General features: G+C 50.5%; 13 protein-coding genes and 3 tRNA genes. 6 read left to right on the top strand and 10 right to left on the bottom strand.

Translation table 11 applies throughout. The annotated features are described in order from the left end of the window. The first annotated feature begins 7 nt into the window (after positions 1–7). Positions 8–1,321, top strand: coding sequence for an FAD-dependent oxidoreductase (locus tag KMZ15_RS03745; protein ID WP_223694342.1), 1,314 nt, complete (start codon positions 8–10; stop codon positions 1,319–1,321). A 110-nt stretch (positions 1,322–1,431) separates the two neighbouring features. Here KMZ15_RS03745 and KMZ15_RS03740 read toward each other — a convergent pair whose 3' ends face one another. The 6 genes from KMZ15_RS03740 to tig form a co-directional block, all read right to left on the bottom strand. Next, the gene (locus KMZ15_RS03740) at positions 1,432–3,411 is read right to left on the bottom strand and encodes a SurA N-terminal domain-containing protein (protein WP_223694340.1); all 1,980 of its coding nucleotides are present in this window, start codon (positions 3,409–3,411) and stop codon (positions 1,432–1,434) included. Between the two features lie 98 nt (positions 3,412–3,509). Then, positions 3,510–3,585 (bottom strand) — tRNA-Val (locus KMZ15_RS03735). Positions 3,586–3,736: 151 nt separating this feature from the next. After that, positions 3,737–6,169 carry an endopeptidase La gene (gene lon, locus KMZ15_RS03730; RefSeq protein ID WP_223694337.1) on the bottom strand — a complete coding sequence of 811 codons (2,433 nt, stop codon included), beginning with the start codon at positions 6,167–6,169 and terminating at the stop codon, positions 3,737–3,739. A 61-nt stretch (positions 6,170–6,230) separates the two neighbouring features. Then, positions 6,231–7,511 (bottom strand): ATP-dependent Clp protease ATP-binding subunit ClpX, encoded by a 1,281-nt coding sequence (gene clpX, locus KMZ15_RS03725; protein WP_223694335.1) that lies wholly within the window; start codon positions 7,509–7,511, stop codon positions 6,231–6,233. Positions 7,512–7,616: 105 nt separating this feature from the next. Further along, entirely contained in the window at positions 7,617–8,267 is a 651-nt protein-coding gene (gene clpP, locus KMZ15_RS03720; RefSeq protein WP_223694674.1) for an ATP-dependent Clp endopeptidase proteolytic subunit ClpP, read from the bottom strand. A gap of 108 nt (positions 8,268–8,375) precedes the next feature. Continuing rightward, complete coding sequence (tig, locus tag KMZ15_RS03715; RefSeq protein WP_223694333.1) at positions 8,376–9,767, bottom strand: trigger factor; 1,392 nt, start codon at positions 9,765–9,767, stop codon at positions 8,376–8,378. A 590-nt stretch (positions 9,768–10,357) separates the two neighbouring features. On the opposite strand from tig, the gene KMZ15_RS03710 reads away from it, so the two are divergent. The 5 genes from KMZ15_RS03710 (at position 10,358) to KMZ15_RS03690 (ending at position 15,822) form a co-directional block, all read left to right on the top strand. Beyond that, positions 10,358–11,551 (top strand): metallophosphoesterase, encoded by a 1,194-nt coding sequence (locus KMZ15_RS03710; protein ID WP_223694331.1) that lies wholly within the window; start codon positions 10,358–10,360, stop codon positions 11,549–11,551. 144 nt (positions 11,552–11,695) lie between these two features. Beyond that, on the top strand, positions 11,696–12,022 hold the full coding sequence (trxA, locus tag KMZ15_RS03705; RefSeq protein WP_223694329.1) for a thioredoxin TrxA: 327 nt from the start codon (positions 11,696–11,698) through the stop codon (positions 12,020–12,022). A gap of 171 nt (positions 12,023–12,193) precedes the next feature. Continuing rightward, positions 12,194–13,456: a transcription termination factor Rho gene (gene rho / locus KMZ15_RS03700; protein WP_223694327.1), complete on the top strand. Its 1,263-nt coding sequence runs from the start codon at positions 12,194–12,196 to the stop codon at positions 13,454–13,456. Between the two features lie 194 nt (positions 13,457–13,650). Then, positions 13,651–13,938: a type B 50S ribosomal protein L31 gene (locus tag KMZ15_RS03695; protein ID WP_223694325.1), complete on the top strand. Its 288-nt coding sequence runs from the start codon at positions 13,651–13,653 to the stop codon at positions 13,936–13,938. Positions 13,939–14,094: 156 nt separating this feature from the next. After that, the gene (locus tag KMZ15_RS03690; RefSeq protein ID WP_223694322.1) at positions 14,095–15,822 is read left to right on the top strand and encodes a glycosyltransferase family 39 protein; all 1,728 of its coding nucleotides are present in this window, start codon (positions 14,095–14,097) and stop codon (positions 15,820–15,822) included. A 45-nt stretch (positions 15,823–15,867) separates the two neighbouring features. Here the strand turns inward: KMZ15_RS03690 and KMZ15_RS03685 are convergent, their stop codons facing one another. The 4 genes from KMZ15_RS03685 to KMZ15_RS03670 form a co-directional block, all read right to left on the bottom strand. Continuing rightward, complete coding sequence (locus KMZ15_RS03685) at positions 15,868–17,058, bottom strand: MFS transporter (RefSeq protein WP_223694320.1); 1,191 nt, start codon at positions 17,056–17,058, stop codon at positions 15,868–15,870. Positions 17,059–17,204: 146 nt separating this feature from the next. Further along, a tRNA-Arg gene (locus KMZ15_RS03680) sits at positions 17,205–17,279 on the bottom strand. Positions 17,280–17,301: 22 nt separating this feature from the next. Then, positions 17,302–17,376 (bottom strand) — tRNA-Gly (locus KMZ15_RS03675). A gap of 95 nt (positions 17,377–17,471) precedes the next feature. Continuing rightward, a complete protein-coding gene (locus KMZ15_RS03670; protein ID WP_223694317.1) occupies positions 17,472–23,168 on the bottom strand; it encodes a pentapeptide repeat-containing protein in 5,697 nt (1,898 codons plus the stop codon). Positions 23,169–23,330 lie beyond the last annotated feature (162 nt).

The following is a 23,330-nucleotide window of genomic DNA, read 5'->3' as shown; positions in this document are numbered from 1 at the left end:
TCAACCTATGGATATTATTGTGATTGGTGCTGGCATTGCCGGCATGACAACGGCTTATTGTTTGCATGCTGCCGGCCACCGTGTTTGCGTGATTGAACGACACACTACAGTTGCTCAAAAAGCGAGTTTTGGCCATGGCGGCGTCGTCTTACCGACACCGCTTGATACCTGGTTTGGCCCAGCGCTTTCGTTTAGCTCATGGCCCGCATGGTTAGGTGGAGAATCTACGCGCATGCGTGTTACTAAAAGTATGTTGGGCTGCAGTTGGGTCCGCCGCTTTTTCAAGCAACCTAGCGCTGAGCAGCGTTTAGCGCACTACACTCGCCTCAAGCCACTGATCGATCTATCCTCTATGACGCTGGCAGAAATTGAAGCGCGCCATGCGTTTGAATTTGAACAAAGAACCGGTGTTTTGCATTTATTCCGTCAGGCCTCTGAGCTTAAAAGAGTGGCCCCGGCGCTATCATTTTTAACCCAACACGAACATTCGTACCAGGTGCTCAAGGCTGATGAATGTTACAGTGCAGAGCCCTCTATCCCGCCCCAGCAGCCACTCGCGGGGGGTATCTTATTACCCGATGATCGCAGTGCAAATTGCCCTCTTTTTGCCAAGCAGCTTAAGCAAGTCCTTGAGGAAGCTGGGGTACGCTTTTTGCTTGGCCGCACCGTTGTAAGCATTGACCCTACGCGGGCGCAGGTTGAACTCGAACCACCGCATCGCCGTTTTGAAGGTGACTCAAGCACATGGCCTATGCATGAGCTTGAAACCCTGACCGCGGATGCGATTGTCGTGGCGGCCGGAGCCGGCAGCTTGCCCTTGCTCGCCCACGCTGGCGTGCATTTGCCGCTACAACTGATGCAGTTGCACGCCATCACTGCTCCGATTGCCTATGAAGAGCGCGCCCCTCATCTGACGATGGTTGATACGGTACGGCACATTACCATGGTACGGTTCAATAACCGCTTACGGATTGCAGGTGCGATGATCAGAAATCATCGTCATCAAACACCATCGAGGTCCGATCCAAAACTGCGCCAACAAGCACTCGCTAAAGTGGCGCATGCCGTGCATGATTGGCTGCCGGGAGTGATTAAATTGTCTGCTGGCAGCTATTGGGATGGCAAACGGCTGCTATCGCCCGATGGCTTCCCACTGGTGGGGGCCACCGCTCATCCACGACTTTGGGTGAACCTCGCCCATGGGCCAGTAGGCTGGGCGCTGGCTTGTGGAACGGCTAAAGCGCTCGCGGATAAACTGACGGGACGCGCCGGCGAACTCGACGCAGAGACGATGATGGCGCTCTCCCCTACACGCTTTTAGCGCTTATCTTATCTCGCACAAAAAAAGCCTTCCCACATAGAGGGAAGGCAGACATATCAAGATAGTACTGCGTGTTAGAGGCTTCAAGCCTCCTCGCAGAGACCGCCGCTCTATTCGCTAGCGGCCGCTTTTTCTACTTCATATATTTTGACTTTTGAGCGCGTGCGCAGTGAGGCAAGATACGCGTTGAGTTCAAGTTGCCCGGTCAGCTGTGCAAGTTGCTGCTGCAAAGCGGTCAGCCTTTGAGGCTCAATCGCCGGCGGCGTAGTGAGCGACTCGACACGATAGATTGCATAAATACCACCATCTAGTATGGCGCTCACATAGTGCGGCAATTGCTGAGCATCCGCCTTGAAGATGGCGTTCACGGCCGTAGGCGTTAAGCCTTGTATGCCGGCACGTGAGAGCTTAACCACCGGTGAAAATCCCTCTATTGACTTCGATTGCCGCAAACTGGCCAGTTTCTCTTCTCCGGCTTTGCGAGCTAATTCTGCTGCTTGCAGCAGCACGACTTTTTGCTGCACGCTCTGCTTAACCGCCTCAAACGGCAGCACGGATGCAGGTTTATGCTCAGTCACATGAGCCGCGATTAAGGTATTGTCGCCAACATCAATCGCCGCCGTATTATGTTTGCCCTTGAGCACTTCGTGGTCAAAGACTGCGGCCAGAAATTTTGGATTAGCTAAGGCAGGAACCGCTGACAGCGCTGGCGTAGTTTGCTTTGTCAGAGTGGCCTTTTGCACCACTAAATTAAACTTCTCGGCAGCGGGCGTCAGGCTATCCGTCTGTTCATAGACGATATTTGAAAATTGCTCAACAGCCGCCGCAAAGCGCTGCGCAGCCTGCTGCTTTTTCAGATCGTTGAACAGCGTCTCTTTGACTTTATCAAAGGGTTGAGTCAATGCCGGCTTAATGTCCGTGACCTGGATAATGTGATAGCCAAAATCCGATTGCACTAGACCGCTTATTTCATTTGACTTAAGCTTAAACGCTGCCGCTTCAAATGGTTTGACCATCATGCCTGGGCCAAAATACCCAAGGTCCCCACCTCTGGTTGCAGAGCCCGGATCTTGAGATTCCTTACGCGCAATATCAGCAAATTGAGCGGGCTGCTGGCGTAACTGTGCCAGCAGTGCTTCAGCTTTTGCTTTAGCTTTTTCGCGCGCCGTGGCATGTGCTTTGGCAGCAGCGCTGGCGGCCGTTTTTACATCCGCTTTGGCGTCGTCCGCTTTAGCTTCTTCTTTAGGTACGGTGATCAGGATATGGCTTGCACGAACCTGTTTAGGCGTTTGATACGCTGCCAGGTTATCTTGATAGGCCTGTTTAAGCTCGTCTTCGCTCGGTGTAATCGTTGTCGCAATTAGATCGGCGCTTAAGATCGCGTAGTTTACTGTAGCGGTTTCCGGTGTGGCAAATTCTTGTTGATGCGCATCATAGTACTGCGTTAACTGTTCCGCAGTCGGCTGCACTTTCACACTATAGTCAAGTGGATGAAAAGCCAATTCTCGCACTTCGCGCTGCTGCATCGACAAATTAGCCAGTTGTTGGGCCGAGCTCTTAGGCATTAAAGCGCTCGCTTCAATGCTATCGCCGATTTGAGCGATCGCCAAACCCTGACGCACGCGAGCATCAAATTGCTCAGGCGTCATCCCCTGGGTCGCCAGCAGTTCACGGTATTTGTCGGTATCGATCGAGCCATCCGGTTTGCGGAGTGGTTCAAGCGCCGGGATGCCCAGAATCGTTTGACGCACCGCATCATCAGAGGCACTCAGGTGCTGACGCCGTGCTTCATGAGCCAGTAAACGTTGCTGAATCAGATTGTCTAGCAGAATTTGACGCAAGACAGGCGTATCGACTGCCGCCATATCAACCGCACCACCAAACATCTCGCGCATCCGCTCGAGCTGCTCATTGAGCAGCGTATCGTATTCTTGCCGCGTGATCCTGGAGCCACCGACATCGGCTACATTCGCGCTCGTGTCAAAAAACCCACGGAACCCCTGCACACCGACCAGGCCAAGGCCCGGCACAATAAGCAAAGCCAATAGAAGCAGCATGAGACGTTTGTGATTGCGAATGAAATCGAACATAGAAGTCAAAGAGTAGAGAAGCAAGGATCAAAAATGGGATAATTTTGCCCGGCAAGAACTTCAGGGCGAGTCATTCTAAATGCGAGTGCCGATGGAATTGGTGGGTGCTGAGAGGCTCGAACTCCCGACCTAAGCCTTGTAAGGGCTCCGCTCTACCAACTGAGCTAAGCACCCAATACCATCGGTGACTAAGACTATAGCAAGACGTGCTGCAACTCAGTTTCTGAGTCTGTCTTGCTAAAAACCAAGAGTTTACCGCATTCTGTTTACGCTGACCAGTACCGCAAGGCAGGAAAATCACAAGAAGTTTGAGTTATTTTCAAACTTAATGCTTAACCACCGCTTGCGCGACTGCCGTAGGCAACGGCACTTCCTTTAGAGGTTCAGTTTTCAGTTCCTCTTCCGGCCGTGCCGTTGGCACACGTTCAAGCGCCAGTTCAAGCACTTTCTCAAACCAGCGTACCGGCACAATTTCAATGTGGCTTTTCACATTGTCTGGAATCTCGGCCAAATCCTTCACATTGTCTTCTGGAATGAGCACCAGTTTAATGCCGCCACGGTGAGCTGCGAGCAGTTTTTCTTTGAGCCCGCCAATCGGCAAAACTTCACCGCGCAGCGTAATCTCACCGGTCATCGCCACGTCTGCACGCACCGCAATGCCCGTAAGCACCGAGACCAGTGCGGTTGCCATGGCCACCCCCGCCGATGGCCCATCCTTAGGTGTAGCGCCCTCAGGCACGTGAATATGAATATCTTTTTTTTCAAAAAAATCATCCGTTATGCCCAGGCGCCGTGCACGCGAGCGCACCACTGAACGAGCGGCCTCAACCGACTCTTTCATCACGTCGCCGAGTGAACCGGTACGCAACACCAGGCCTTTACCAGGCATCACCGCAGCCTCAATGGTCAGCAGATCACCACCGACCTCGGTCCAGGCTAAGCCCGTTACTTGGCCAATTTGGTTTTCTTTCGCCGCTAGGCCAAAATCATATTTGCGCACGCCTAGGAAAGTACTGAGGTTACTGCTATCGACCGCGATGGTACCTGCGGTTTTTTCAAGCTCTTTTTGTAGCAGCAAGATCTTGACTACCTTACGGCAAATTTTTGAGATCTCGCGCTCGAGCGAACGCACGCCCGCCTCTCGAGTGTAGTAACGGATAATGTCGCGCACGCCTTCTTCAGCTAGCTCAAACTCGCCGTTCTGTAGACCATTATTGCGTTTTTGCTTAGGTACCAGATAGCGTCGTGCAATGTTGATTTTCTCATCTTCCGTATAACCGGAGAGGCGAATGACTTCCATCCGGTCAAGCAACGGCGGCGGAATATTTAGCGAGTTAGAGGTTGCCACAAACATCACATCAGACAGATCAAAATCAACTTCAACGTAATGATCGGCAAAGGTGTGATTCTGCTCAGGGTCTAGCACCTCGAGCAACGCCGATGAAGGATCGCCCCGAAAGTCCATCCCCATCTTGTCAACTTCATCTAGCAAGAATAAGGGGTTACGCACGCCGACCTTGGCTAAACTTTGTAAAATTTTGCCCGGCATCGAGCCAATATACGTGCGCCGGTGACCGCGAATTTCTGCTTCATCACGCACGCCACCTAAAGCCATACGGACAAATTTGCGATTGGTCGCGCGCGCGATCGATTGGCCGAGCGAAGTCTTACCGACTCCTGGCGGTCCCACCAAGCATAGAATCGGCGCTTTCACTTTATCAACACGCTGTTGCACTGCAAGATACTCAAGAATCCGCTCTTTGACTTTCTCAAGTCCGTAGTGGTCTTCATCAAGCACTTTTTCAGCATGAGGCAAATTATTATCGACTTTACTTTTTTTACGCCACGGTAAGTTAATCAGCGTATCGATATAGTTACGCACAACCGTTGCTTCCGCCGACATCGGCGACATCAACTTCAGTTTTTTGAGCTCGCCCAGAGCTTTCTTTTTAGCTTCTTTGGGCATGCGCGCAGCCGTAATGCGCTTATCAATTTCTTCAAGATCGGCGCCCTCTTCGCCCTCGCCTAATTCTTTTTGAATCGCTTTGACCTGTTCATTCAGGTAGTATTCGCGCTGGCTTTTTTCCATCTGGCGCTTGACGCGCCCACGAATGCGCTTTTCTACCTGCAAGATGTCGATTTCTGCTTCCAACTGCGCCAGTAAATGCTCAAGCCGCTCAAACACTGAAAACATTTCGAGGGTGCGTTGTTTTTGCTCGAGCTTAAGCGGTAGATGAGCGGCAATCGTATCCACTAGGCGGCCGGCTTCCTCAATATCAGCCAGCGACGTGAGGATTTCAGGCGGCACCTTTTTGTTTAGTTTCACATACTGCTCAAACTGCGAGATCAACGCACGCCGCAAAGCCTCGGTCTGCGTGCTTTCGGCCTGATCCGGCTCAAGCGGTTGCAGGGTGCAAAAAAATTGTGCATCTTGCTCTTCAATTGACAGCACCTTCGCGCGTTGCAGCCCTTCGACCAGCACTTTGACGGTGCCATCGGGCAGCTTCAGCATTTGCAGAATATGCGCGACACAACCAATCTCATACATATCATGCGCTGTCGGCTCATCTTTGCCTGCCGTTTTTTGCGCCACCAGCATGATCTGCTTGCCGCTTTCCATCGCAGCATCTAGCGCTTTAATGGATTTGGGACGCCCAACAAATAACGGAATCACCATATGCGGAAACACGACTACATCTCGCAATGGTAGCAACGGTAACAGGATGGGCTCCGATGAAAGGAGTTGGATTCCTGGCATTTTATTTTCCTATAGGTAAAATCAATTGAGCCATTTTTACAAATAGAGCGTGGTGACTGTCTTAGCCGGCGCTTTGGTTGGCAACCAAGGATTGCGGCTCCTCATAAATCAACAGAGGCTTACCCTCACCTGCAATCATATTTTCATCAATAATGACTTTGCTCACACCTTTGGTCATTGGTAATTCATACATTGTATCGAGTAACACCTGTTCTAAAATCGAACGCAGTCCACGCGCGCCTGTTTTACGGCGAATCGCTTTACGAGCAATCGCTTGTAACGCAGCGGGCCGGATCTCGAGTACGACATTCTCCATCGCAAAAAGTTTATGATATTGCTTAATCACCGCGTTTTTCGGCTCGACGAGAATTTTGACAAGCGCCTCTTCATCCAGTTTGCTCAGCGTCGCCACGACCGGCAAACGGCCAATCAACTCTGGAATCAAGCCAAATTTAATCAAATCTTCCGGTTCAACTTCAAGCAGTACTTCGCCAGCATCACGTTCTTGGCTGCTTTTGAGGGTAGCGCCAAAGCCAATCCCCGTCTTTTCGGTACGGTCGATAATCACTTTTTCAAGCCCATCGAAAGCACCACCGCAGATAAATAAAATATTGGTCGTATCAACCTGAATAAAATCCTGATTGGGATGCTTACGTCCGCCTTGTGGCGGCACCGACGCCATCGTTCCTTCAATGAGTTTTAGCAAAGCCTGCTGCACACCCTCGCCGGATACATCGCGGGTAATCGATGGATTAGCCGATTTACGGCTAATTTTGTCGATCTCATCAATATAGACAATACCTTTTTGGGCTTTTTCGACTTCGTAATTACAGTTTTGTAATAATTTTTGGATGATATTTTCCACATCCTCGCCGACATAACCCGCTTCTGTCAGCGTCGTTGCATCGGCCATTACAAACGGCACATTCAATAAGCGCGCCAGCGTTTGGGCCAACAAAGTTTTGCCTGAGCCAGTCGGACCGACCAGCAAAATATTGCTCTTGGCAAGCTCAACTTCGTCTTTTTTATCAATATGTTTCAGTCTTTTATAGTGATTGTAGACGGCCACCGCGAGAATTTTTTTCGCGCGCACTTGTCCAATCACATATTGATCAAGTATTTCACTGATTTCTTTCGGGCTTGGCAAGTCCGATTTAGACAAGCCAGCTTCGCTAATCGCCCCAGCCAGCTCCTCACGAATGATATCGTTGCATAAATCAATACATTCATCACAAATAAAGACTGATGGGCCGGCAATCAGTTTTTTGACTTCATGCTGGCCTTTGCCGCAAAACGAGCAGTAAAGAACTTTCTCGTTGCTAGAAATTTTTTTGTCCGCCATCGACGAATCCCTCCGGACAGTAAGAAAAAATGCTTGGCTATGTTTGCCAGCATTCTAATTATCCACGTTACCTACCTATTCAATACATGAATAGGTAAATAGGGGCTAAATACGTTTATACAAGACCTGATCGACTAAACCATATGTTCTAGCATCGTCGGCTGACATGAAATTGTCACGATCAGTATCACGCGCAATACGTTCGACCGGCTGCCCAGTATGAGTGCTAAGCAATTGGTTCAGCCGCTCTTTCAGATAGAGAATTTCGCGCGCCTGAATTTCAATATCGGATGCTTGGCCGCGCGCACCACCTAGTGGTTGATGAATCATAATACGAGCATTGGGTAACGCAAAACGCTTATTCTTCGCGCCAGCCGCCAACAAAAAGGCGCCCATGCTAGCCGCCAGTCCCATACATAGGGTTGAAACTTCCGGCTTGATAAATTGCAATGTATCGTAGATCGCCATACCCGCTGAGACCGAGCCGCCAGGACTATTAATATACAGACTAATATCTTTGTCTGGATTCTCGCTTTCAAGAAAGAGTAACTGAGCCACGATAAGATTGGCGGTCTGATCATTGACCTCGCCAATCAGAAAAATCACGCGCTCTTTCAGTAAACGCGAGTAGATATCATAAGCACGCTCACCGCGGCCACTGGTTTCAACGACCATCGGCACCAGGCCCAGTGCTTGCGTATTAAGCCCCTCAGAAGGGTGGGGGAACCGCTGCGCAGCTAAATCAACGTAAGACATCATACGCTTATCCTTATTAAATTTTTAAATAGCCACAGCGGATCAGCTAACGTATAGCCCCATCCGCATGCCGCGGTTTTTAACACCATGAACTTATCTGAATTTATTTTACTGCGCCGTTGCTGCTTGCGCTAATTCTTCAAAGCTCACCTCCTTATCGGTTATCTTGGCTTGACCGAGTACAAAGTCAACGATATTGCCTTCAGCCAGATCATTTTCTATTTCAGCCAAATGCTTACGTTCTGCATAATACCAGCGCACGGCTGCTTGCGGGTCAGCATAACTTTGCGCGCGCTCTTCAACCTCAGCTCGAACCTGCTCAGGTTTTACCTGCAAACTGTGCGCGCGCACCAATTCATTGATCACTAAGCCCAATTTTACGCGGCGCTCAGCTTGATCTTTAAAGATTTCGGCCGGAATCGAAGGCCGTTTTGCCTTTGTCAGGCCCCGTCGTTCGAGATCTGCGTGCATCCTCTCAAGCAGATGCTGTTGCGCTTCTGCGACCAGTACGCTTGGCACGTCAAGCTCTGTGGTGGCAATCAGCGCATCCATTACTTGCTGAGTTAGGAGTGATTGCGTGCGCTTTTTCGCTTCGCGCTCGAGACTTGCCTGAATGGCTTCGCGTAGCTTTGCCACGTCACCGTCTTCAATCCCCATTGAGCGCGCAAAATCTGCATCGATTTCCGGGTAATGCGGCCATTCGACTTTTTTGAGGGTCAGTGCAATCTGAGCTGTTTTACCGGCCATTTCGCTGTCTTGATAGTCGTCTGGGAAGCTCAATTCAAATTCTCGGCTGTTCCCTACCTCAAGGCCAAGCACTGCATTTTCAAACTGCTCCAGAATCATCCGCTGATGATTTTTTTGGCTCTCTTGATCTGGTTTTTTTTCACTCAAAACCAGTTCAGCATTTTCTGCAACACTGCCATTAAATGGCTTGCCATCTATCGTGCCAGTCCAATCCACTTGCACTCGATCCCCAGCTTGCGCAGCCAACCCACCATTGCCATCGCCATGGGCGCCAGCCTCACCACGCACATGATAGTGGACGCGCTGCTTGCGCAGCATGTCAAGGGTGACATCAATTTGCTCGGCACCAATCAGGGTCGTCGTACGCGTAATTTCTGCAGCGGACAAATCACCAATTGTCACCTCGGGAAATACCTCGAAGGTGGCGTCCACTACATAAGTATCCGCATCCGCTAAATCACTCTTTATGTCTAAGCTTGGCAAGCCTGCGATTCTGAAATTTTGGGCTTGACTAATGGTCAATAATTCCTGGCCTGCTTTGTCATACAGCACTTCAGTCCGAAGTCGTTCCTGATGCTGTTGTGCAACCATTTTGAGCGGTGCTTTACCAGGCCTAAAACCAGGGTGTTTGAAATTTTTTGCGATCTTACGGATACGCACATCGACCTCTTGATGTATACCGTCCTTCTGTAAAGGAAGGCGAATACTCCGTTCAAGCTTACCAAGGTTTTCTATATTAATGTTCTGGGTCATAAAATCAAATTGTCCTAATAAAAACACTCAGCCAAGTGCGTGAGTATGAGTATGCTCAAGGTTCTGCTAATCATGCTTCTTCCAATACCCTCCTGCCGCAGCCATACCAATCTAAGTCTGCGCATCTAGAGAGTTAGAGGTTTTGTACTAAAAATAATGGAATAAGTAGCCTAATATGGAAAGTGCGACTGAACGTCGTCATTCTATCAAATATTCCCCGCTACCTAAAATACTTCATACATCTCGAAGAGACCTTCACCCTGGAATTTCATTTAGGAAGTGGTTTTATCATGCACCTGCACATTTGCTACCCATTTATCCCGCTCGCTTTAATCAGATTTTCACTCATCGCCGCGTTATCCGCTTGCGGCAACGGCAGTAGCGATCAAGATCCGCACACCCCCAACGCCACAGCAGTGGCGCACACTGACGTGCATTCAGCCTTCGTCGTATTAGGTCAAGAAGGCGAACGCATCGCCCGAGCAATCGCTAAGGGAGATGCATGCCCCAAGATTAAGATTAATGGAGTGGAGCACGATATGACCGTGCGGCAGGAAAGAAGCGACCGCGATGCGCAGGGCCTGCCTAATTTGGATAATTTACCGCTTACCTGCGAAAAGCCGCTCACACAAGAGGCAAAAACCATCTCTATTAGTGGCAGAGAATTAAGCTTAGGAAAAAAATTTCCCCAGACTATTGTCGTTATTGGGGATACGGGCTGCCGAGTGCCTGAAGGACAATCATGCGATGGTGAAACTCCATTTAAGAAGATTGCCCAAACTGCAGCGCAAACCCCTGATTTAGACTTAGTCATTCATCTTGGCGATTATCATTACCGACAAGCAAGAAAGAAAGAGCGAGAACATGCAGATTTTGATACTTGGAATCTGGATTTTTTTGAGCCCGCCGATGACTTATTAAAGGTAGCGCCTTGGATCATGGTGCGCGGTAATCGTGAGAGCTGCCAATTTGCTGGACAGGGGTGGTGGCGATTTTTAGATCCGCGGCCGTGGCAACACAAGGAGCAAGATTGCATCCAGCCGCTTGCAGCAGGCAAACCACGCGACTATGCCGGCGACTATAGTTCTCCTTATGCTATCCCGCTCGGAGTCAGTGAGCAATTTATTGTTTTTGATACAGCCCGGTCACGTTTTGGAAATTTGCACCCCGATCACTATGCTTATTCCCAATACCTGCAAAAGTATACGGAAATGGAAAAACTCGCGCAAAAAGCGACTCACAACATTTTACTCATGCATACCCCCGTATTAGCGCTAGCGGGCAGCATTGAAAAACCGTATATAGGAACGGCAATCAAATCAGTCTTTTTAAACAAAAATAAAAAGCTTTTTCCAGAAGGAATCAAGCTGGTCTTGGCGAGCGACTTTCATATCTGGCAGCATATTAAGTTTTCTTCGCATCCCTCGCATTTTATTGTTGGATTTTCCGGCGCAGCCTTGGATAATTCAGGCTTGCTAGAAGATTTATTGCGTTACACATCTCAAGCAGAACGGATACACTATTTGCAAAACAAAGGTATTGACATTGTTCCTCACGCCGACCCCAAAGTAGAGATCCAAGCCATCGACATTTTGCATCAGCAATATGGCTATATGGTCATGAAACGTGTCGACCCCGCCAACGCTGACAGCAAGACTTGGAGTTGGCAAGTTGCAGTATACGATCGATCAGGTGAATTATTGAAAAATTGCACCATTCAAGAAAAGGTATCCACATGCATGTCCGCCAAAGCTGCAGATACCTGCGCCGTCAGTGCGACATAAGAAGCATTTTTATGTTTTATCTAACTTGTGTAACGGCCTAGCCTACTTGTCAAACCCTCTCACAACTTAAACAATTTAGGCTAAGATAACGCCTGTTTATAGATTCGCTACAATTTCCCCCCGGTTGGAAGAGGTACATTCACAATGAATTCACTCATCAAGATTATTAACGACGCGTCCTTTGAAGAAGAAGTTCTCAAGGCCGAGCGGCCCGTATTATTAGATTTTTGGGCTGATTGGTGCGGCCCATGCAAGCAGATTGCGCCTATCCTGGATGAACTTGCGCAAACTTACAGCGACCGCTTGCATATTGCCAAAATCAATGTTGATCAAAACCAGGCAACCCCAGCTAAATTCGGCGTACGCGGCATCCCGACCTTGATTCTCTTTAAAAATGGCGCGGTTGCTGCGCAAAAGGTCGGCGCTTTATCGAAACACCAACTCACCTCGTTTCTCGATAGCCACCTTTAACCCTAGCGCCCACTCAAAATCGTGCCGGTTACAAAAGTTTCTGAAAAAACTCGATTAGCCGTGCACGCTGTGCTAGAATACAAAAAAATTCATATCGTTTAATTTCCTGAGCGTTCGCTCTCCCATTCCTTTAGTCCTTAGCGACAACCTTTTTCCCTAGCGGGATTCCGTATGCACTTATCTGAGCTCAAATCTTTACACGTATCCGCCCTCATTGAAATGGCCAATGGCCTAGAAATCGAAAACGCAAACCGCCTGCGCAAACAGGAGCTAATGTTTGCGATCTTAAAAAAACGCGCCAAGACGGGCGAAACCATCTTTGGTGATGGCACGCTAGAGGTCTTGCCTGACGGTTTCGGTTTTTTACGCTCGCCAGAAACTTCCTATCTAGCGAGCCCGGATGATATTTATATCAGTCCATCGCAAATTCGGCGCTTTAATCTACACACTGGCGATACGATTGAAGGCGAAGTCCGCACCCCCAAAGACGGTGAGCGCTACTTTGCCCTGGTGAAAGTAGATAAGGTCAATTGCGAGCCCCCTGAGGCCTCAAAGCATAAAATTATGTTTGAGAACCTGACCCCGCTACACCCGAATAAACCACTTCTGCTCGAGCGAGACATACGTGGCGAAGAAAACATTACGGGCCGGATCATTGATATGATCGCGCCGATTGGTAAAGGCCAACGCGGTTTACTCGTGGCCTCGCCCAAATCAGGCAAAACGGTGATTCAACAACATATCGCACATGCGATTAAAGCCAATCACCCCGATATCAAGCTGTTCGTCTTACTGATTGACGAACGCCCCGAGGAAGTCACTGAAATGCAGCGCTCAGTCGCCGGCGAAGTGATTGCCTCAACCTTCGACGAGCCTGCTTCGCGCCATGTGCAAGTTGCTGAAATGGTGCTTGAAAAAGCAAAACGTTTGGTCGAAATGAAGCAAGACGTGGTGATTTTGCTTGATTCAATTACCCGCCTAGCGCGCGCCTATAACACCGTGGTGCCAACCTCAGGCAAGGTTTTAACCGGCGGGGTCGATGCGAATGCACTACAGCGTCCAAAACGCATCTTTGGGGCAGCCCGTAATGTCGAAGAAGGTGGCTCACTGACCATCATCGGTACTGCCTTGATCGAAACCGGCAGCCGGATGGACGATGTGATTTACGAAGAATTTAAGGGTACCGGCAATATGGAAGTACACCTTGAGCGGCGCATGGCTGAAAAACGGATCTACCCCGCTATCAATCTCAATAAATCAGGCACCCGCCGCGAAGAGTTACTGATTAAACCGGAAATCCTGCAAAAGATCTGGGTCCTGCGCAAATTCATTCATGACATGGATGAAGTCGAAGCGTTAGAATTTTTAATGGATAAGTTCAAACAAACAAAGAACAACGCTGAATTTTTCGATATGATGCGCCGCGGCGGATAGTTTTAATCAGCCTATATCAGACACGGCACACATGGCTTCTCAAAAGCAAGTTTTTAATCTAATCTATTAGCCAGCAATTTTCTGGCATAATAATGCGTTTTCTGCTTTGAAAATAGCTTTAGCGCAGCAAAGAAGTCCGCGTCGACTCGATTAGACGCGGACAAAAGTGACTGCATCCACGCAAGGAATGAAATATGAAAGAAAATATACATCCACAATACCGCGAAGTCGTTTTTATGGATATGTCGTCTAGCGACAAAATTGTGACGCGCTCGACAGTCAATACACGCGAAACGATCCAACACGAAGGCAAAGAATATCCGCTTGCAAAAATGGAAATTTCATCAGCCTCCCACCCTTTCTATACCGGCCAAAACAAAATTGTTGACACCGAAGGAACGGTTGAGAAATTCAAGCGCAAATACGCGAATTACACTAAAGCGACTCAAAGCCCAGAGGCTCAAAGCTCAGACCCAGCGTAAGGTTCAAGTCAGCATTGGCATCGGTGTAGCAAGCGAGCGTAAGATGCCATCGCTTCGCACCGAGGCAACCCGGGCAGCCTATTAGCTGCCCTTTTTTTATTTATTGTGTGCTTGAGTCACGCCAAGCTCATCATCAAGTTACGCTAACCACCACGCATGAAGTCTGCTGTTGTTCGTCTGACCACTTCCGCTACTCGCACATTGCCACGCTGGTTATTACTTGCCATTTGCATGGTGTATGCGGTGACGGGCCTGTTTGGGCGCGACCCATGGAAAAACGAAGATGCGGCCGGCTTCGGTATCATGTGGACACTGGCCAATGGCAGTTGGCAAGATTGGCTGCTGCCCAATCTTGCGGGTAAAGCCATCACCAGCAGCGGCCCCCTCTCTTATTGGCTCGGCGCGATCAGCCTGCGCATCTTTGGACCTTGGCTTAATCCAATTGGCGCTACGCATATTGTCACCGCGTGCTTATTGTGCATTAGCTGCGCCTTTGTTTGGTATAGCAGCTACCTATTAGGTCGCCGCGCTGAAGTGCAGCCTTTCAAATATGCGTTCGGCGGCGAACCTTCTTCACGTGATTATGGTCGCACCCTTGCCGATGGTGCACTATTGATCCTGCTGGGCTGCTTTGGAATGGCCGAGCGCAGCCATGAAACCACACCTGAAATCACGCAACTTGCCTGTATTGCGATCATGCTCTATGGCCTGATCCGCAGCATTGATAAACCCAAGCAAGGCGCACTCTGGTGGGGATTTGCCCTGGGCCTGCTATTGCTTGCTGCGAACCCAGCTTTACTGGTTGCGCTCCTGGTCAGTACTGCCGTATTAACGCTGGTGACGCGTGAGCTGCGTAGCACAGCCTTACTCACCATTGGCTTGCCTGTGCTAGCGCTGATCGCGATTGCCTGGCCGCTGACTGCCTATATTGCTTTAAGCGACGAAGCTAGAGCTTATTTACATGCCTGGATCTTTGGCAATATCCACACCTTCTCCGGCTCACCGGCCAGCGCGCTTTTTTACGCTCTAAAAAACTTACCCCTCTATACCTGGCCGGCATGGCCGCTTGCCGCATGGTCCTGGTATAGCTGGGCAGGTCTGCGGCGCGCGCCCCATGTGACGATTGCGCTGTCCGTCATCAGCGCGCTACTGATCTTGATTGCCCTGCAAACTAATGAGACTAACCGGCTTTTTCTACTATTACTGCCGGCACTTTCCATCCTAGCAACATTCGCTTTACCCACACTTAAGCGCGGCACGATCAATGCGATCGATTGGTTCGCGCTACTTAGTTTTACCATTCTGGGCTCGTTCGTCTGGATCGTCTGGATCGCACAGCAAACGGGCTTCCCAGCTCAAATCGCCCACAATCTAGCACGGCTCGCGCCTGGTTTCCAAGCTGAATTCAGGCTACCCGCATTTATTATTGCCTTACTTGTCACCGGCTGCTGGATTGCCCTCGTTCATTGGCGACTGGCGCGTCACCCCAAAGTACTATGGCGCAGTGTTATTCTATCCAGCGCAGGCACAACCCTGATGTGGGTATTATTGATGACTTTATGGTTACCGTTGGTCAATTACAGCCGAACCTATCGTGACGTTGCCGCTCAAATTGCACATCATTTACCCACCGATTATCAATGTATTAGCCCGGTACGGCTAGGCGACGCACAAATCGCTTCTTTTGCTTATTTTGGCGCAATGCGTTTTGCCTTTGATAACGAAGATTGTGATGTATTGCTGCGTCAAGACACGTGGGATTACGGTGCCCCCGCCTCACTTTCGCCTTTTGTTTGGAAGCTCGTCTGGGAAGGCCACCGGCCGGCCGACCGTGATGAACGTTTTCGGCTGTATGTGCGTAGCGAACGTGTACGCAAGCGATAACCTGGCAACTCATTCGGTTTAGCGCAACGCTAACCTCACCGTCTGCTATTGACGATAAAACGTTGCTGGGCGGAGCACCAACACGCATAACAATAAAGGAATCAGCGCCAACCAAGCCGCCGTCAAGAAGCTAGCTGATGACCCCAGGTAGTCCCATAGCCATCCGGCTGCCACACTGCCTATTACCATGCACACACCACTGGCTAGATTAGCAATACCAAACGCTGTACCACGTAGCGCCTCTGGCGCTGCCTCAGCCAGCATCGCAGCTAATAAACCATGGATAAATCCCATATGCAGCCCCCATAAGATAACACCCAGCAATAAAAGCGCGATCGAATAACCTAAACCAAATAGCACATTCGCCAGAATCATCAATACCAGGCCAAACGCAAATAAAAAACGGCGATCCATTTGGTCTGAAATTTTACCTATTGGATAAGCGGACAGCGAGTAAGCTAAATACATGACAACGACGACACCAGGAATCCACCTCGGTTCAAGGCCAACTTGTTGAGCACGTAATAAGATAAATGCGGTCCTCAATTGCACCATTGAGAAGAGCGCCACAATCACCACAATTAACCAATAATGCACTGAAAATTCACGCAATGCCCGCCAATGCAAAGGGAATCTTTTTAAAGAAGACTTGCTAGGCGCCCGCCCAGTTTCATGAATACCAAAAATCAGCAAAACAACTGCAATACATGCTGGAATAACAGGAACCCAAAGAATCAGCCGAATATTCTCCGCCGACCAAAACATCAGCCCCATCGCCAGTAATGCCCCAATCACCGCACCAAAAGTACTGGCTGATTGACGCAAACCAAAACAGGCGCCATGAACCGCAGGTGAACACATATCAGCAATCAGTGCATCTCTCGGCGCGCTGCGCACACCTCTGCCAAAGCTCTCAAACAAACGCGCGCTCACCAACATGGCGGGCCCAGTAGCCAACGGGAAAAATGGCTTACTCAAAGCGGCCAAGCCATAACCCACTAAAATAAACCATTTACGCCGCCCTAGATAATCACTGAGTGCGCCAGACAAGACTTTAATCATAAAGCTCATTGCATCGGCAATGCCTTCAACTAAGCCCAGCGCAGTCACACTCATGCCCATTGTGCCAACCAGTAAGGCCGGCAATAAAACATGGCCTAACTCGAAAGAGAGCGACATGAAAAAGCTCACCGCCCCTAACACCCAAACGATACGCGGAAGAGCACCTTTTCTCATCGTAGTCTCCTAGTTAGGGCGAACTTGCCGCAAACAACTTCGATTGCATGTATCCAAACCACTATACCCTGATTGACTTACACTATAGTAATAATAGGGTATAGGTCAATTCATATGATTGGGGGGTAATAGGAGAGACATAACCATGGTCCCCCCGACAGGAATCGAACCTGTATCTAGCGCTTAGGAGGCACTCGTTCTATCCATTGAACTACAGGGAGGATCATTCAAAAAGCAGCAAATTGGAGCGGGCGATGGGGATCGAACCCACGTCTTCAGCTTGGGAAGCTGAGGTAATAGCCATTATACGACGCCCGCTTTGCCTTATGCGGCATGGATTCTAGCAGATTTTTAACACCTGTGCTTGCTCCGCAATTCGCCCTCGCCTACCGTGTTGGGACCCACATCCTCTTTTAGGCAAACTGAGAGATGTTTAACGAGGGTACTGGACTTACTGACTGCTCAGCGGGCTGTGCTACAGGAAGGGCATCCAACGTCTTGCGTTTTGGCAGCTGCTTGAATTTGGCTGCCGCAGCGCTCACGACGCTTAACTGCTGACTCGCCTGCTGGAAGTCTAAAGGCGGAGTCGGCTCACCCACGGCCCCCCGCTGCTTCAAAAGGGCCGTATTCATCCCACTTAAGCCCCGTACCCCTTCAAGTAACGTATTCTTCACGTTCAACTCCCCATGCGGTGATATCCAGCTTAGACGCGCCTGAATTTCATCCCCTTCTTCTATCACCTGCCACTGGCAAACTAACCTATCTATACTGCCAGTTACCAAATAGGTACTGTCGGGGGTCGTTTTCCAGGCAAGGCTCAAAATGCTTCCGTCAAAACCTTCAATCACCGCCCGACACTGACCCGAAGCAACATCCCACAACCGCACCGTCTGGTCATCACTGCCTGAAGCAATCTGCGCGCCGCTCGGCGAATACACTACGCTATTAACAACATCGGCATGTCCTTCTAAGGTGTGCCCAGCGGCTCCGCTGTGCGCGTCCCACAGCCGCACCGTCTTGTCGCGACTGCCCGAAGCGATCTGCGCGTCGCTCGGCGAATACGCCACGCTATAAACAGCGTCGGTATGTCCTTCTAAGGTGTGTCCAGCTGCTCCGCTGTGCGCGTCCCACAGCCGCACCGTCTTGTCAGAACTGCCCGAGGCGAGTTGCGCGCCGCTCGGCGAGTACACCACGCTTCTAATCTCTCTGGTATGTCCTTCTAAGGTGTACCCAGCGGCTCCGCTTTCGGCGTCCCACAACCGGACCGTCTTGTCATGACTGCTCGAGGCGAGTTGCGCACCGCTCGGCGAATACACCACGCTATAAACAGCGTCGGCATGTCCTTCTAAGGTGTGCCCAGGAGTTCCGCTTTGCGCATCCCACAGCCGCACCGTTTTGTCATAACTGCCCGAGGCGATCTGCGCGCCGTTCGGCGAATACACCACGCTCATAACAGCGGAGAGATGTCCTTTTAAGGCGTGCCCGGGGATTCCGTTTTGCGCGTCCCACAGCCGCACCGTCTTGTCATCACTGCCCGAGGCGATCTGCGCGCCGCTCGGCGAATACACCACGCTACTAACAACGTCGGTATGTCCTTCTAAGGTGTACCCGGGGGTTCCGCTTTGCGCGTCCCACAGCCGCACCGTTTTGTCACCACTGCCCGAGGCGATCTGCGTGCCGCTCGGCGCATACACCAAGCTAGTCACCTCTCTGGTATGTCCTTCTAAGGTGTGCCCAGCGGCTCCGCTTTGCGTATCCCACAGACGGATCGTATTGTCCCAACTGCCCGAGGCGATCTGCGCGCCGCTCGGCGAGTACACCACGCTCCAAACATAGGAGGTATGTCCTTGTAAGGTGTGCCCAGGGGCTCCGCTTTGCGCGTCCCACAGCCGCACCGTATTGTCAGAACTGCCCGAGGCGATCTGCGCGCCGTTCGGTGAATACACTACACTCTTAACCCAGCCGGTATGTCCTTCTAAGGTATGCCCAGGGGCTCCACTTCGCGCGTCCCACAGCCGCACCGTCTTGTCATCACTGCCTGAAGCGATCTGCGCGCTGTTCGGCGAATACACCACGCTATTAACAACGTCGGCATGTCCTTCTAAGGTGTGCTCAGCGGCTCCGCTTTGCGCGTCCCATAGCCGCACTGTCTGGTCGTGACTGCCCGAGGCGATCTGCGCGTTGCTTGGCGAATACGCCACGCTATTAACAGCATCGGTATGTCCTTCTAAGGTGTGCCCAGGGACTCCGCTTCGCGCGTCCCACAGCCGCACCGTCTTGTCATCACTGCCCGAGGCGATCTGCGCGCCGCTCGGCGAGTACACCACGCTATTAACATCGCCTCTATGTCCGCGTAAGGTGTGGATATTTTCCCAGCTTGACGTGTCATACACGCGGATCACGTCACCAAGGCCAATGGCGCAGGCTTTCCCATCTGGTGCATACGCACAGGACCGCACCCCGCTCTCTTCTTGGAGATAAGGCCATTCGCCAAACTGCACGCCCGCCATCTGCGCACCACTTAAATTGGTCTGGCGCAGCCAGCTATTCTGAAGTTTGACCTTTCTTAAATCCGCCCCTTGCAGCTGAGCAGAATCAAATATGCCCCCACTCAGATCCGCCCCGGGTATTTGGATACCCTTTAAATCTGCTCCATGAAACTGTACGCCCGCTCTGACTAATATCGTGATCGCATTGGCCGCGGCCCTGCGCACCGACTTGTCGGTTTTAGACCGTTCGATAACCGCGTGCAGTTGTTCCTTGAACAGGGGCTCCTGTTGCACCCGCTCCGCGAGAAATTGCAGAACTGACGGCTCGCTGACAAAATCTTTCTTCGCCAAAGGCGAGGCAAGTAAGGGTTGCTCAATCGCTACAGCGTCGTCTTCCACCGCAGTTTGGCTTCTAAAACTCCAAACAGAACTGGTGCTCCCTCGACGGGTGGTCAGGGCTTGCGTGAGGGCCGCTTTGCGGGCGCGCTCCCCGTCTTGCGGATCGAATACCGCACGGGCGACTCCATATTCGAGCAACGACCGATGGATAAACCGAAACTGATTACCACTACGACTAAGCGGACTGGCTTCGCGCAGCAGATACTTGTCGTCGTCTCGGCTAAAAAAGGCTTCTTTCCAGGTCTTTTGATCTTTAAAGTGCGAATACTCGACGACCGGGTTTCCCCCTTGCTCTTCATAGATCGCAGCCGACAAGTTTTTCAAAAAGTCGATACCGTTCTGCGTAAAGCCTTCATCGGCCAAACTCTCAAATGCTTTCTTTTCTTGACGGCTTAAGTCCTTCTCTCCTAGGCGTTTTTTGCCACGCTCTAGCCATTGCTCGACGAACTCATCATACAGCGCCACACGGGTTATCCGGGCGGTAGAGAGATCTTGTTTGGGGTCCAGCACTAGACGGGGCAGCACTTCTAAGGACAAGGTTAAAAGAAAGGGGTTTTTCACTAATTCTTTTAAATGAGGAATCTGATTAAGCGCATCGTCGTAACTTTTCGTCTTCCAGAGCGGTTTATGTAGGGAGACATATTTCTTGACGTACTCTGTAATCTGAGCGTCAGAAAACGGGGTGAGTACCGCTTTCTGAAACAGCGATGATTCGGCCTGGTGATGCTGATCCATCGGCTGAAAGCGATCCCGATAATCCAAGCCAAGGTATTCGCTGCGACAGCTGATCACCATCTGCGCGCTCCACTCTCCCTTTTGACCGCGTTGGAGCTGGTTGCTCATATACAGATTATGGGTTTGCTGACTCTCATCGTACCCATCGCAAATGACAATAAATTCACGCGTATCCTTAAGCTCTCTAATCTGCGGCTCGGTAAAGCCCAACTTGCGTAATTGTTTGGGGATCAGATCCTGTTCAGGCTTGTCAATCGCGGGCAAAGTAATAAAGAGGGGGATGCGCTGGCCTTTCTCTTCCTTATAGGCGTGCCAGAGGTCCTTTTCAAGCATCCGGTTAAAGGTCGATTTACCCGACCCAGAATCCCCTAAGAGCAACATCACCTTTTGCTCACTCTGCAGAAATGCTTGGACTGCCTCTGTTAAGTTAAACAGCGTCTCATCGGATGCTTTGAGGCTGGGCTTGGCTTGTGGGGCGATATAGACAGCATTGCCCTGTTCTTTTAAGCGCTGGCGTTTGAGCTTGCGCAAGTCGGTCTCGACGTCCGGCTTATTCTGAGCGCGCTCTAATAAGGAAGGCGAAGCGAGCAGCGGTGCGCCGACGTTCGTATAAGGGCAACGGCCTTTACCCTCTTGAATACACTCTGCATAGAGCGCTTGTTTCTGCGCATCACCATTCTTTGCCAACGCTTCCAACAGGGTTTTGGCTGCTGGTGCACTCTCAAATGGCTTTTCTGACGCTTTAACGTCGGTTGCCGCTGCACGCTCAGGTGAATCGGCTAGGTGCATCAGAATCTTAATAATCCATTGCTTCACGTTCGCGTGATGACCCCACGTCGCATCTTCTTTATACAGCGTGCTTAAAAAATCCAACGCGCTTTGGCGTGTATTAGCCTCCCACAGCGGATTGGCCGCCAGTTGCCCTAAGCGTTCGCACACCCCCCACTGAAAAACAGGATCGCGCCGACAGGGCGCTGCACACACTAACTCCTTAAAATCAGCAAGTTGCCCTTTTTGTATCAGTTGATCAGCAATTTGCAAGGCGGGATACCACGCGCTTTTGCGGTCAAAGTTGTAGCCTTCTTGCAGACTGTCGAGAAAACTTTGCCCGCTCTCCTTCAATGACATCACGGTGTCATAACCTTCTTTGAGCGTTTTAGCGGCAGCTACCACCCCGTCGAAGCCCTCCTGAATACTCTTCAAGCCTTCTACAAAGCCATTCAGATCAAAGCCTTTGACGGCCTTCACTATACTTGCAGCGCCTCCAAACATCTTTCCGCCGATGCGCATGACCGTGTCCAATAACTTTTCATTATTGGGAACATATAGCAAAGCCTGAGAAGCATAGGCCGCTTGGTAGACAAGATACGGGTCGGCGCTACTCTTTAACCCTTTTAGATACGCAGAAAGGGGTTCGTGCAGTGCTTCGCGCTTGACGCCCTTGACCTGGCTATCGGCCATCGCATCCAACACGTGCGATACCGTGCGCGTTAATTGATAAATAGCCTCTGTAGATTGCCCATGGGTGCTTTCTAAACGGGTGTCTAAGAGTCCTAATATTTTGATGAGATCATCTTCCGTTAAGTAACCGGAAGTTGTGCGTTGAATCAGTTCAGCCAGCCCTTCCAGTAAAGCGAAATCCAGCAAGCGCTGCTTGTCAATGCCATCTACAAACTGCGCTATCAGCTCTTTAAAGTGTGCTTGCTCGAGGACCGGAGCCAAGCACACTACCTCGGTGACCGCGGTCGCCTCTTGGAGTTCATCGGTGGTGAATTCTCGGATTACATCCGTTGCCAGGGTACGGAGCCTTTTTTGTTCTATTTCATCTTTGGCTATGGTTTGGGACCAGTCTTTTTCTTTTTGGTTGAGGACTTTATCGGCTAACCAGTCACCTGGCAACAGACTCAGGCAGTACACAAGCTGAGGGGTGCTGGTGAGGGGGTCATCTGCTTGCGGTAAATCATACCGAGCAACAGGTGCAGACACGTTCTGCGCAAAAATATGGGGAGGAAGCTGTGCGAGGTTGGTGCCCAGACTGCCTTTATTAGCCGCTGGGGAGGCGTGTTGAGACGCAACCAATAAAGCTGCGCGCGGAAGTAAGGCGCTGTGAATGGAACTAAACGTGCTGCTGGGGCGCGAGGCGGAGGTCGATTTGTCCGGCTCCTGCACATATCCCCATTTTTCTGCTTTTTTATAACTGGCTTCGGCTTTGTCATGGTTACCTATTTTTTTTAACAGTTCGCCGCGCTCGAAATAGGCCATGCCAATTTTATTGCGTAGCGTTTGATCTGCCAGCGTCTCAGGGGTCAGTGCTCTTTTGAAGGATTTTTTTGCCTGAAATAACGAGATTTCTGCATCGTCGCATAAGATGGAAGCGATATGGATATCGTGAGTTTCGCGGGCGGTCTTTAAATAAGCATTGACGAGGTCAAGCGTTTGCTCTGCCGAGAGCGCGCTGCGTGATGACGAGAAAATGCTGCCTAACATATCATGCTCCTGTTATTTTCTATTATTCAATGTTACAACGAGATGCTCACTTAAGTAAGCTTACAGCGATGCTTTTCTGCTAGCTTCCCGTTAGGGTCAAGTGCGCTAGGAGACGCGAGCCCCTTGATTTCTTGCCGAATTTAGCAAAATTCCTAAAGCAGT

It is taken from the genome of Mycoavidus sp. HKI, from assembly GCF_020023735.2.
In the GTDB taxonomy this organism is placed as follows: domain Bacteria; phylum Pseudomonadota; class Gammaproteobacteria; order Burkholderiales; family Burkholderiaceae; genus Mycoavidus.
The sequence above is the reverse complement of the archived record's forward strand: the minus strand, read 5'-3'. Positions and strand labels throughout refer to the sequence as shown.